The 13,318-nt window shown below is 31.2% G+C and carries 10 protein-coding genes; all 10 read right to left on the bottom strand.

Translation table 11 applies throughout. The features are described from left to right. Positions 1 to 40: 40 nt before the first annotated feature. The 10 genes from BMZ74_RS02480 to BMZ74_RS02435 all read right to left on the bottom strand — a co-directional run bounded on the left by BMZ74_RS02480 (position 41) and on the right by BMZ74_RS02435 (position 12,958). Positions 41 to 880: a carbohydrate ABC transporter permease gene (locus BMZ74_RS02480; RefSeq protein WP_089859170.1), complete on the bottom strand. Its 840-nt coding sequence runs from the start codon at positions 878 to 880 to the stop codon at positions 41 to 43. Between the two features lie 22 nt (positions 881 to 902). Beyond that, positions 903 to 1,781 (bottom strand): carbohydrate ABC transporter permease, encoded by an 879-nt coding sequence (locus tag BMZ74_RS02475; RefSeq protein ID WP_218142040.1) that lies wholly within the window; start codon positions 1,779 to 1,781, stop codon positions 903 to 905. Positions 1,782 to 1,847: 66 nt separating this feature from the next. After that, positions 1,848 to 3,113: an extracellular solute-binding protein gene (locus tag BMZ74_RS02470; protein WP_089859164.1), complete on the bottom strand. Its 1,266-nt coding sequence runs from the start codon at positions 3,111 to 3,113 to the stop codon at positions 1,848 to 1,850. Positions 3,114 to 3,258: 145 nt separating this feature from the next. Continuing rightward, positions 3,259 to 4,302 carry a LacI family DNA-binding transcriptional regulator gene (locus tag BMZ74_RS02465; protein ID WP_177181344.1) on the bottom strand — a complete coding sequence of 348 codons (1,044 nt, stop codon included), beginning with the start codon at positions 4,300 to 4,302 and terminating at the stop codon, positions 3,259 to 3,261. 330 nt (positions 4,303 to 4,632) lie between these two features. Next, a complete protein-coding gene (ilvD, locus tag BMZ74_RS02460; protein ID WP_089859158.1) occupies positions 4,633 to 6,357 on the bottom strand; it encodes a dihydroxy-acid dehydratase in 1,725 nt (574 codons plus the stop codon). An 18-nt stretch (positions 6,358 to 6,375) separates the two neighbouring features. Next, a complete protein-coding gene (locus tag BMZ74_RS02455; protein ID WP_089859155.1) occupies positions 6,376 to 8,022 on the bottom strand; it encodes an alpha-glucosidase in 1,647 nt (548 codons plus the stop codon). A 10-nt stretch (positions 8,023 to 8,032) separates the two neighbouring features. Next, positions 8,033 to 8,899, bottom strand: coding sequence for a carbohydrate ABC transporter permease (locus BMZ74_RS02450; RefSeq protein ID WP_089859152.1), 867 nt, complete (start codon positions 8,897 to 8,899; stop codon positions 8,033 to 8,035). Then, on the bottom strand, positions 8,896 to 9,906 hold the full coding sequence (locus tag BMZ74_RS02445) for a carbohydrate ABC transporter permease (protein ID WP_089859149.1): 1,011 nt from the start codon (positions 9,904 to 9,906) through the stop codon (positions 8,896 to 8,898). Before BMZ74_RS02445 ends, BMZ74_RS02450 begins: the two co-directional genes overlap by 4 nt. A 67-nt stretch (positions 9,907 to 9,973) precedes the next feature. After that, the gene (locus BMZ74_RS02440; protein ID WP_089859147.1) at positions 9,974 to 11,254 is read right to left on the bottom strand and encodes an ABC transporter substrate-binding protein; all 1,281 of its coding nucleotides are present in this window, start codon (positions 11,252 to 11,254) and stop codon (positions 9,974 to 9,976) included. Positions 11,255 to 11,332: 78 nt separating this feature from the next. After that, positions 11,333 to 12,958: an alpha-glucosidase gene (locus BMZ74_RS02435; protein WP_177181343.1), complete on the bottom strand. Its 1,626-nt coding sequence runs from the start codon at positions 12,956 to 12,958 to the stop codon at positions 11,333 to 11,335. Between the last annotated feature and the right edge of the window lie 360 nt (positions 12,959 to 13,318).

The raw sequence follows: 13,318 nt of genomic DNA, 5'->3' as shown, positions 1-13,318 counted from the left end.
TCATTTCCTCCTCTAATATTTAATTACTATTTAATTATAATTATCCTTTAACAGCACCAGCGCTCATTCCTTTAACTAATTGATCTTCCATCAGCAGATAAATAGCTATAATTGGTACTAAAGCCATTGAAAGTCCTGCCATCTGCATTCCATAATCTGTACTAAATTGTCCGGAAAATAATGATAGGCTAAGTGGTAATGTCATCAACTTTTGATCATTAATTAAGACAAGAGCAAAAGAAAATTCATTCCAATTATAGACAAAATTTAAAATAGACACTGTAGCCAGAGCCGGCCTGGTCATTGGCAAAATAATTGACCAAAAAATTCTTAAATAGCCCGCTCCATCAACAATTGCTGCTTCTTCTACTGCCCGGGGTAGACTTTTCATAAAGCTACTTAAAATAAAAATTGTTAAGGGCAGATTAAAAGCAACATAAGGTAAAATTAATGATAACCTTGTATTAACTAACCCCAATTTGCGCATCATAATAAAAATAGGAACTAATGTTCCGTGAATCGGCACCAGCAAACCAAAAATAAAAAGACTATAAATTATTTTTTTACCAGTAAATTCAAAGCGCGAAATAAAATAAGCTGCTAGAGAGCCAAGTGCTACTGTAATTATAACGGCTAAACCAGAAACTATAAAGCTATTTAAAAAACTTCTCCCAAGTGAAACAGCATGCCAAGCTTTAAAATAGTTACTTAGCATTAAAGAACTCGGTAGGGAAAATGAGTTAATTGAAATTTGTTGTTCTGTTTTAAATGAATTCATAACCATCCAGAAAATAGGATATAAATTAATTAAAGCAAAAAAGACTAAAATAAAATAGCTTAAAAATTTTTTTAATTTATTTAAATTTAATTTGCTATTCATTATTACCTCCTTCTAAATCTACTTAATCTTCAAACCTGGCGAATAGCTGTCTTACTATAGTTACCAGCACAATTCCAAAAATAACAATAAAAATAGAAACTGCACTTCCATAGCCAAATTTCATTGCATTAAAACTATTATCATACATATGAATAGCCATTACTTCTGTAGCATGGGATGGTCCTCCATTTGTCATTACATAAATTAAAGCAAATGTTTTTAAACTCCCACTAATACAGAGAACAATAGCTGCCAATATTGTATCTTTAACTAAAGGCAGAGTTATATAGAGAGTTCTTTTCCAACCCTGAGCACCATCAATTTCAGCTGCTTCTAGTACATCATTAGGCACTGTCTGCAGTGCAGCTAGAAAAATAATAAAATAAAGCCCAACAAACTGCCAGATGATTACTGCAGCCACTGAAAACATTGCTATATCAGGATTGCTTAACCAGTTTTGAATAAATGAACCTAGTCCGACAAACTTAAGTAAATTATTTAAAAGACCAAAGTTATAATTAAAAACCATACTCCAGACTAATGAAATAATAACAGCTGAAATTACTACTGGCATAAAAATTATTGTTCTAAAAAAATGCTGCCCTTTTATTTTTTGGTTAACAAGTAAAGCAAGTAAAAATCCAATTGGTACCTGACCTAAGACTGAGGCAAATACTACAATTAAATTATTTTTTAAAGAACGCCAGAAAATACTATTCTTAAATAAATCTGCATAATTATTCAAACCAACAAATTTTGGAGCTGAAAATCCATTCCACTCAACCAGAGAATATCGAGCTGAAATAAGGATAGGTATAATTACAAAAGCCAGATATAATAATAAAGCTGGCAAAATCCCAAAATAAATCAGCTTTTTACGATGTTTATAGATATGATCCACAAATTTACCTCCTCTGTACATTATAAAGGAGGGATTGCTCCCCCCTTCTTTAATTTAACAAAACTATTATAAATTATCCTGCATTTGTTGTGCTAATTCTTCAGCTGTCATTTGACCAGCAGTTAAAGACTGCAGACCATTATTAATAATCTGAATTAAATCAAGTGGTAAAACAGCATCATAAACAGGAGCAATTTGATGTTCATTAACCAGATTAATTACTGATTGAAATTGTGGGGAAATATCATCTGGTAATGGTACTTGAGCAGGAACAAAAGAACCTGTTCTTAGTAAGTCAGTATATGTTTCTTCTGAATAGAAGAATTTTAAGAATTTAAAAGCAGCTGCCTGCTGTGCCTCAGAAAGACCAGCTCGAATTGAAAAAGCACTTCCAGTAACTCCTGAGAGTGCCTGAGGAGATTTAGCACCTACAATACTGGGAAAAGTTGCAATTCCAACATTCATATTCTGTTCTTTGGCATTTTCAATTACACCACCAATATCCCAGGCCCCCCCAAAGAAAATGGCTGCCCTTTTTTGATAAAAAGCCTGTCTCATTTCCATGTCATTTAAACTATTAGCATCTTTATTGAAGTAATCATTATCTGCTAGTTCCTTTATAATATTAAGAGCTTTAATAAATTCTGGATCAGTAAATTTCTTTTCTCCGGCCAAAACTTTATCCAGAAAATCAGCTCCAGCAACCCGATCAGCAATAGTAGAAAAATATACTGATTGCAAAACCCATTTAGCTTTATTACCAAGTGAAATCGGTACAATATCATTTTCTTTTAACTTATCAGCCATCTTTTTAAATTCTTGATAAGTTGCCGGCCATTTATCATAACCTGCTTCCTGCAGCATATCCTTATTATAAAAAGCAAAGTGAGTGTAGTTAACTTTTGCCGGAATTGCATAAACTTTATTATTAAATGTATATGCTTTTAATGTTTCCTTAGCAATTAAATCATCTGTCCAATAATTGATAATATCATCTAAAGGCATTAACATACCTGCTTCAACTAAAGGCTGCACTTCAGAACCAGGATAAGTTTGCATAATATCAGGAATTTGTCCTCCTGCTGCCTGGGTTCTTAGTTTAGTTCTATAGTTATCATTTGGAATAACTTGAATTTTTAATTTGATATTCGGATTATTTTTTTGAAATTCTTCAATTTTAGGCAGTAAAACTTCTTTTGCAAAAGCATCCTGCCCTGTCCAGGCATGCCACATTTTAAGTTCAACAGTATCTTCAGCTAAAACAGCTCCTGAGCAAACTACAATTAAAGCAAAAATCATCATAATAATAAAATTATTCTTAATATTATTCAATTAAACTCCTCCTTGTTAGTTTTAATTAATACTAAAGCCTACTATCTTATATCTAATATATCACCTCCATTAGAGAAAAGTTTAGTTGTTTAGCAAACTAAGCAACTGATTTTAATATTTCTTATCTGCTTATAAACTTATAATATTATAGATTTATAGGACCGGTTGAATTACGAATAATTAATTCAACTGGAATCACTATCTTACGTGTTTTTTGTTTAACCTCAGTTATTAATTCATATAATCGTTCCATAGCTGTTAAACCCATCTCTTTTTTAAAGATACGCACAGTTGTTAATGCTGGAGTTAAATGTCGACCTGTCTCTATGTCATCAAAGCCAACTACTGAAAAATCTTCCGGCACTGAATAACCTAATTTTTGAATTGCTTTAATTGTACCGATGGCCCGGGAATCATTTACTGCAAAAAATGCAGTAGGTTTTTCAATTGCTGCATCTTTTAACATCTCAGTTACAGTTTCATAAGCACTTTCTGTTCCATAAGATGAATCGCCAATTTTAATTAGATTATCATTTATTGGTAATGAATATTTATTTAATGCATTAAGATAGCCAGTATAACGTTCTTCAAAAGAAGTATTATCAAGTGGACCAGAAATAAAACTTATTTTGCGGTGACCAAGTTTAATTAAATGAGACATTATTTTTTTGGCCCCAGCAATATTATCATTTAATACACAGTCAATATTTTCCTGCCAGAAATGATTATCGATAACTACAACCGGCATACCTCTTTCTTTAATTTGACCGATTAATTTTTCATCGATTAAGTACCCAATAAATACCATACCAGCAATATCCTGATTATCAAACATTTCATTGATTATTTTACGATCGGTAAATTTATGACCAGTAATTGATTTAATAATCATTTCATAATCATGTTCTTTAATAAATGTTTCCAGACCTAGAGCAATTTGAGCATAAAAAGGATTACCAAATAAACCACCTTGTTTATCAAGGCGATTATTAAAAATAGTCGCTATATATTTAGAATTAGAGTTATGCTTACGGTTATACTTGCGATGATCATAACCCAACTGATTAGCAGTCATTAAAATTTTATCTCTGGTTGCTGCTGAAATATTTCCCTTATCATTAATGACCCGGGAGACTGTTGAAATAGAATATCCAGTTGCCGATGCTATATCACTGAGAGTAACTGCCATCATGACCCCTCCATTTTTGCAATTTTTTGCGCAAATTTTAAGCAAAAAATATTTTTAAAGAAAGTTATTATCTAATATTCAGAATTTAATCTGCTGACAAAACAACGTTCACTTTATAATATATGTAATATCACTGTTCACAAAAAAATTATAGCATATGATTTTTATTAAAGCAAGCAAATTTTCTTAATTTTTAAGCAAAATTGAATATTTTAATGCAAATTATTTCTTAATTTTCAATTAATTATTACAATATTACTTTTCCCTTGTTAAAAAAGAGACCAGTGATCACTGGTCTCTTTCTCTGCTAACTATCTTTAAAATTATAATTTATTCTAAACCAAGATAAGCACCCTGGGCAGCAGGAACAGCATGGCGAACATATAAGCCTAGTGTGCCACGATTAAACTTAGGTTTAGGCTGCTGCCAGTTAGCTTTTCTTGCTGCAAGTTCTGCATCAATTTCTGCAGCAGTTTTTTTCTGACCAGCAAACCCAATGATATTCAGGCGGCGAGCTGGTATATCAATTTCTATTAAATCATTTTCTTCTACCAATGCTATTGGTCCTCCATCAACAGCTTCAGGAGAAACATGTCCAATCGCTGGGCCACGAGTCGCTCCAGAATAACGGCCATCGGTAATTAGAGCAGTTGACGTATTGAGAACTGGATCAGAAGCAATTGCTTCACTAGTATAAAACATTTCTGGCATACCTGAACCTTTTGGTCCTTCATAGCGAATAATTACTGCATCACCCGAAACAATTTCGCCATTCAAAACTGCAGCTAAAGCTGCTTCTTCATTATCAAAAACACGTGCTTTCCCAATAAATTGATGCATAGCGGGATCTACTGCTGAATGCTTAATTACTGCACCTAAAGGAGCTAAATTACCTTTCAAAACAGCCAGTGAACCTGCTTTATTTAAAGGTTCTGCCGCTGGATAAATTATTTTTCTACGCTCCGGCAGCTCTGCTGGAGCTTCTGTTTGCATATATTTTAAATAAGAGAATTCTGCTAACTGAGCCAAATTTTCACCTAGAGTCTGACCTGTTACAGTTAGTTGATCTAAATAAAGATATTCTTTTAATTCTGTCAGTACAGCGGGAAGACCACCAGCATACCAGAAATAATGGGTAGGATACTGACCACTTGTTTTAATATTGGCAATAAATGGTATTTTGCGGTGAATTTCATCAAATTCAGCTAATTTAATTTCAATTCCTAATTCATGAGCAATTGCTGGCAAATGGAGTAAAGCGTTACTAGAACCTCCAATTGCTGCATGAACCATTATTGCATTTAAAAATGATTTTTTAGTTACTATTTGCTCTGGCTTAATTCCTTTTTTAACCAGCTTAATTAAATACTCACCAGCTGTAACGGCCATTTCGGCTAAAGCAGGACTTGTAGAAGGAATCAAAGCAGCGCCTGGGAGAGCAAGTCCAAGAGCTTCTGACATCAGCTGCATAGTTGAAGCTGTTCCCATAAACTGACAAGCTCCACAGCTAGGACAAGCACTATATTGATACTGCTTAAACTCTGCTTCTGTTATTTCGCCTCTCTCCAATTGGGCACTATAAGCACCAATCATCTCCAGAGTTAATCCATCTGGCCCGGGAGCCATTGCTCCTCCAGGAATATGAATTCCTGGTAAATTAAGTCTTAATAAAGCCATTAAATGAGCTGGTACGGACTTATCACAACTAGAAAGTAAAGCTACTCCATCATAAGGAGCAGCCATTGCCTGAATCTCTACCATGTTGGCAATCATTTCTCGTGAAGCAAGTGAATAATTCATTCCGTCATGGCCCTGAGCTATCCCGTCACAAATATCAGAAGTAGTCATTCGACTTCCCATTACACCTTTTTCTTCTAAACTTTTCTTTAATAAATCTACATATTTATTTAAATGAAAACTACCAGGATGCCCATTACCATAAGTACTAGCAATAACCAGCTGCATTTTATCTAAATCTTCTGCTTGCCAATCCATTCCCATTCTCAAAGCATCGATTTCTGGTCCCTGTTTTCTAATTCTTTGACTTCTAAGCAAAATAATCAACTCCTAATTTTACAGTTCATTTTTTAATTTATATAATCTAGCTTCATATGGTTGTAATTTTTTTTCATTATATTCATTATGGTTATTATAATTACAAAGTTCTAATTGAGTATAATTAAATTTTACCTTTTTTTCTTCCAAATCTATTATTTTATCAGTAAAATTAAGTATCACATAAAATTCTTTCTCCTGAAAAGTTTTTTTAAAATAATATAATTCTTTGTCTAATTTCAACAAATCTTTATAATCTCCATATATTAAACCCTTATTTTGTTTTCTATACTTAATAAGTTTTTTATAAAAATGATATACCGAATTTGAATCATCTAAATTGTTTTCAACATTTATTTTGTTATAATTTGGATTAATTTTAAGCCAAGGTTTTGTATCACTAAATCCTGCATATTTATTATTTGACCATTGCATAGGTGTTCGTGCATTATCTCTGCTAAGTTGCTTAATATTATTAAAAAAATCATCTACATTTTGGTTTTTATTTAATAAATCATAATATTTATTAATAGTTCTTATATCATTATATTCTTCAATCGAATTAAAATCTACATTGGTCATTCCAATTTCTTCTCCCTGATAAATATATGGTGTTCCAGGAAGTGTTAACAACATCATTGCAATTAATTTTGCTGATTCTTCTCGATATTGGTTATCATTAAAAAATTTTGAAATTGGACGAGGTTGATCATGATTAGCAAAATATTGACTTAACCATCCCCCTTTTTCTTGTACTTTATACCATTTAGACTGAATATCTTTAAATTTTATAAAGTTTTTGTCATTGAAATCATTTAAATCAACATGTTCAAAATGAAATATCATGTCTAACTCATCTCTACTGTTATTAACATATTTATGCCCATCTTTAGGAGTTACAAATGGAGTTTCCCCTACAGTCATAACATTATAATTATCAATCACTTCTTTTCTTAACTTATTTAAGATCTCATGACTTTTTGGTAAACTACTCCATTTTTCTGGACTATCTGGTCTTATACTATCAGGAAGTCCCCTCTCTTTTGCTATAAAATTAATAACATCCATTCTAAAACCATCAATTCCTTTAGCTAACCACCAATCTATCATCTTAAAAATATCATTTTTCACATTTTGATTTTCCCAGTTTAGATCAGGTTGTTTTTTTGAAAATAAATGTAAATAATATTGATCTCTAGATTCACAATATGTCCAGGCTGATCCACTAAATCTTGATTCCCAATTATTTGGTGGTTCACCATCAACAGGATCTCTCCAAATATAGTAATCGGAATATTTATTGTTTTTGTCTTTAGCCGATCTTTTAAACCATTGATGTTCATCAGATGTATGGTTAATTACTAAATCCATAATTAATTTCATATCTTTTTTATGTATTTGCTCAAGTAATTTATTAAAATCATCCATTGTACCAAATTCTTCCATAATACTATAGTAATCTGAAATATCATACCCGTTATCATCATTGGGCGACTTATAAATTGGGCTCAGCCAAATAACATCTATTCCTAGGTCTTTAAGATAATCTAATTTTTCTTTTATACCATTTAAGTCCCCAATTCCATCGCCATTACTATCATTAAAACTACGGGGATATATTTGATAAACTACAGCTTCTTTCCACCATTTTTTCTTTTTATTCATTTTGTCCTCCTTAACCTTTAACTGCACCAGCAGTTAGACCAGCAACTATTTTTTTCTGAAAAATAAAAACAAGCAATACAATCGGAATAGTTACTACTACAGCAGCAGCCATTATTTCTCCATATGGTATTTGGCGTGTAACTTCTCCTGAAAATAAAGCTATTGCAACAGGTATTGTTCTTGCTGCAGGATCAATAGAAGTAAATGTTAACGCAAATAAATATTCATTCCATGCCTGGATAAATGCTAATAACCCTGTAGTAACTAAAGCAGGAGCAGTTAAAGGTAATAAAATCATATAAAATGTTTGAAAAGGAGTTGCTCCATCTACTTGAGCTGACTGCATTAGTTCTTTTGGTAGTTCTCTAAAAAATGAAGTCATTACCCATGTTGTAAAAGGCAATGTAAATATCATATATGATAGAATCATACTTGGAATAGCATCAATATTCAATGTATTTATTACCGCATATAAACCAGATAATACTGTTATCTGTGGAAACATAGTCATAGCTAATATGGTATATAGAGTTATTTTTTTACCCTTGAATCGTAATTTTCCAAGAGCAAATGCTGCAAATGAACCAGATAATAAAGATAAAATAGTTGTACTTATAGATACAATTGTACTATTGAGCATTCCTCTCACAAATTGATCATTTTTAAAAATATTAATATAATTTTTAAATGTAAGATCAAATGAATTACTCTCAATATTTCGAGGAACAATTGTAGTTGGTGACATCTGTAATTGGGCCTCTGTTTTAAAAGATGAGTTAACTGCCCAATAAAAAGGAAATACCAAATAAACCACAATAGTTAATAAAACAACAATAAATAATGTATTTTGAATAATCTTATTTAGATTTTTAATCATTCGTCTTCTACCCCCAAAGTTTTCATATACATTACAGCAAAAATAAAAATTATTATAAAGATCACTACACTTATTGCTGAAGCTAAGCCCATAGCTCTATTACCAATTAATTGATAATAGTTATAACTAGACATTGAATATCTTTGCTGTCCAACTAAAACTTGAAATAGACCAAAGACTCTTAATGAAGCTAAAGTTCTAAATATTAAAGCTACCGCTAAGGAAGGTTTTAATAATGGTAAGGTTATAGAAAAAAATTGTTTTACCCTTCCAGCTCCATCTACCCGGGCGGCTTCATATAATTCATTTGGAACCAATTGTAAACCAGCTAAAATTAATAATGCCATAAATGGAGTTGTTTTCCATACATCAACCATAATTAAAGACGGAAGTTGCAAACCACTGTCAGTCAAAAAAGAGATCTGCCCATTTCCGATTCCTAATTTACTCAAAAACATATTTAAAAATCCAATTCTACTTGGAAATAGTATCCACTCCCATATTCTTGCTGATACAACAGTTATTACTGCCCAGGGTAATAACATTATTGCCCTCATAACTCCTCTTCCAATAAATTTACTATTAACTACTAAAGCAATTATAAACCCAAATAGTGTTTCCAGAAAAACAGCAAAAAAAGTAAAAATAATTGTATTTATAATTGCTTCGATAAAATTCGGATGAACAGATCCTATAATATATTGTTTGTTAAAAATTGAAAATGTTGTTAACTCTTTATATCTTTTTGGCTCTCTTGGAAGAACTTCGAATGCATATTTATCTTTTGGTAATTCTTTTATAGTTAAAGAAAATAAAGAAGTATAATTATCTAAACCAACAAATTCTGTTTCTTCAACTCCTGCAAATACTCGATTGGTAAAACTTGTATAAACTACCTGGCCCAAAGGATAAATCGCTATAATTACTAAAATTAATATTGTTGGGATTAACATTTTATAAGCTAAACTTTGTTCTTTTTTAAATAAATTATTACTAATTTGAGACATTTTAAACCTCCTATAATTAATCTTAGTTTTCCCTGGTACCAGGGAAAACTAAGATTATATTTATTAACTATTTAATTTCAAATCCTGTAATATCTTGGATTTCATACTGTAAATTTCCTAATGCTTCTCTTGCACCTTGTTCTCCAGTCAATACAGAATGTACTGATTGAAAGAAACTTGTGGATACTTCGTTATAGTTAGGAGCAGTTACAGTTGAAGGCCTTGGAACTGCATTCATAAAGACTCCATACAGATCTTCAAAAAATGGACTAGACTCTAATACTTCTTCGTCTTGATATAATGATTTGATTGTTGGATTATATGACTCTTCAATTGCACGATATTTTTGTGCTTCTTCTGATGCCATAAACATAGCCACATCAACTGCTGCCTCTTTGTTCTGACTATATTTACTTACTGCAAGCTGCCATCCCCCTAAAGTAGAAGCAGACATACCCGGTTCATCACCTGGAAGAGGAGCCACATCAAATTTACCTTTGATAACACTATCTTCAGAATTTCCTAAACTATATATATATGGCCAATTTCTTATAAATGCAGCATTACCATTTTGCCAAATATGTCTCGAACTTTCTTCTTGCAAACCAGTTACAGCAGGAGGACTAATCTTTCCAACCCATGAAGCTGCCCTGTCAATAGCCTTAATTGCCTGATCATTATAAATAGTAATTTCTTTATTACTATTTACAATTTGTCCGCCACCATGGGAAGCAACCCACTCTAGGGCATCACATGTTAAACCTTCATAAGCATTTCCTTGCCATAAATAACCCCAAAAATCTTGGTTGCCTTTAGATCTTTCTCCGGCCTGAATAGTTGCAGCCATTTCTTCTAATTGATCCCATGTTTCTGGAGGTCCATCGTAACCATATTCATTCAATAAATCAGTTCTATAGAATAATAATGCTCCATCTGTATACCAGGGCAATGCTATAAGCCGACCATCTAAAGTATTGTTTTCTATTATAGCTTCAAAGTGTTTGTCAACAATTTTTTTAGCACCATAATCATTAAAATCTATTAGGTGATCTGCTAATATTCCTGGCCAAACCACATCAATAGTATACACATCAACTTTAGAACTTTTTGCTTCAAAAAACTGTAAATATAGATCTAGCCTTTCTGTTGAAGAAGAAGGAGTTTCCACAATTTCGACGTTAATATCAGGATTCTTTTCCATATACATATTTGCAAGATCTTTTGCAGAGTCAACTGAATTGCCACCAACTGCTATAGTTACAGTTTTCCTATCCTGAGCTAGTAAAGGTAATGAAAATAATGAAATAATAAGTAGTGATAAAGCTAAAGTTTTAATTAATTTTTGCATTTTAATCCTCCTGTTTTAATTTTATATATTAATTAAGTAGTCTAAAAATAAATAGTTATCCCCCTATCCCCTCCTTTCTTAAATGCTTTTTATTAAAATTTTTGCTTCATAAGGGTAAAAATGATCAACTTTTTTATTTTTATAATTACTAAAAAGTAATTCGAATTTTTCATTCATACTTTCAGTTAATCTAACTTCAGAATTTGAAAAATTTAATATTATTTTCATTTTATTTGTCTTAGAATTCCTAATATATGTATAAATATTATTTTTAGAATTTATTTCTTTATATTCACCATAAATTAGGCAATCACTATATTCTTTTCTTAAATTAATTAATTTTTTATAAGTTTCAAATATAGAATTTTTACTTTTCTTATCTGATTCAACATTTATTTTTTTATAATTAGGATTAATTTTAAGCCAAGGTTTTGTATTACTGAAACCAGCATATTTTTCATTTGACCACTGCATAGGTGTACGTGCATTATCTCTACTATTTTTCTTTAATTTATTAAAAAATACATTTTTGTTTAATCCTCTATCAATTAATTCATAATACTTATTTACCATCTTTACATCATCATAGTCATCTATAGACTCAAAGTCGACATTTGTCATTCCAATCTCTTGACCTTGATATATAAATGGAGTACCTGGTAAAGTTAACAACATAACTGCTAAAAGTGAAGCCGACACTTGTCGATATTCTAAGTCACCATATTTCGATAAAGAACGTGGTTGATCATGGCTTTCTAAATATTGGACTATCCAGGCATTTTCAAATAATTTATTATACCAACTCTGTTGAATTTTTTTGAATTCATCAAGGTTACAACCATTAAAGTTAGGTAGTTTTAAGTGATCAAACTGAACTACCATATTAACTTCTTTATTTGCTTTGCATGTATATTTATAAGTGGTATTTAAGTCTGAATAACCAATTTCACCAACAGTCATAAGGTTATTAGGAGTAAATAATTCTTCATTAAATTCATTTAATAATTCATGAACCTTATTTCTATGAGTGTACTCTGGCGCTGAAAAAAGTTGACTCTCATCATCAAAATTATCAATATTTATATCTGAGAATTCTTGATCTTTACCAAGATGATGAATAGCATCCAATCTGAAACCAGAAACTCCTAATTTTAACCACCAGTTAATTATTTCTTTAAATTCATTTTTAATTTTTTTATTTTCCCAATTTAAATCAGGCTGTTCTTTAGCATATAAATGCAAATAATATTCTTCACGTTCTTCATCATATTCCCAAGCTGAACCAGAAAAAAATGATTTCCAATTGTTTGGTATTTCTTTTTTCCAAATATAATAATCATCTTTATTATTTTTCTTCTTTTTTGAATCTTGAAACCAACTGTGTTTATGAGATGTATGATTCATAACTAAATCTATAATTATTTTTAAATCTCTTTTTTGAGACTCTTTTATTAATTTTTTAAAGTCCTCTAAATTACCAAATTCTTTCATTATTTTTTTATAATCACTTATATCATAACCATTGTCATAATTTGGAGACATATTTATTGGAGTTAACCAAATAACATCTACACCTAAATCATTGATATAATCAATTTTTTCAATAATCCCCTTTAGATCTCCTATACCATCACCATTACTATCATTAAAACTGCGAGGATATATTTGATAAACTACAGCTTCTTTCCACCATTTTTTTTGCAAAATAATCCCCCTCGTATAATATACTTAGTGATATTGAAATATATCACCATTTAAATATAAACTTTCTTGTTTCCATTAATTTTAGATTTAGTCCCTGATATAATGATATTTAAAGATATCCAGGGTAGATTTTGATCCCCCTTGTGGCATGTAATTACATGACTACTTTAAAAGTCTGATCCCCTGAGACTGATATGAACTCCTAACACGTATGCTGTGTCCTATTTGTTTTCTGCTGCTTTAGCAGGCAGCTGCCTTTGTACTCAAAACTTACTGGTGAACACTAATGGCGAGGCTGTTGAACTCTCAGTTTTTCAGGGACTAAATCTGGTTATCTTTTTTAGACTCCCAAACCAAAGG

This window comes from Halanaerobium salsuginis (assembly GCF_900114545.1).
GTDB lineage: Bacteria > Bacillota > Halanaerobiia > Halanaerobiales > Halanaerobiaceae > Halanaerobium > Halanaerobium salsuginis.
The sequence above is the reverse complement of the archived record's forward strand: the minus strand, read 5'-3'. Positions and strand labels throughout refer to the sequence as shown.

Bases quoted from the DNA above. Each gene is read 5' to 3' on its own strand.
- BMZ74_RS02445 (WP_089859149.1), bottom strand. From the start codon at position 9,906: ATGTCTCAAATTAGTAATAATTTATTTAAAAAAGAACAAAGTTTAGCT.
- BMZ74_RS02455 (WP_089859155.1), bottom strand. From the start codon at position 8,022: ATGAATAAAAAGAAAAAATGGTGGAAAGAAGCTGTAGTTTATCAAATA.
- BMZ74_RS02480 (WP_089859170.1), bottom strand. From the start codon at position 880: ATGAATAGCAAATTAAATTTAAATAAATTAAAAAAATTTTTAAGCTAT.
- BMZ74_RS02440 (WP_089859147.1), bottom strand. From the start codon at position 11,254: ATGCAAAAATTAATTAAAACTTTAGCTTTATCACTACTTATTATTTCA.
- BMZ74_RS02465 (WP_177181344.1), bottom strand. From the start codon at position 4,302: ATGGCAGTTACTCTCAGTGATATAGCATCGGCAACTGGATATTCTATT.
- BMZ74_RS02450 (WP_089859152.1), bottom strand. From the start codon at position 8,899: ATGATTAAAAATCTAAATAAGATTATTCAAAATACATTATTTATTGTT.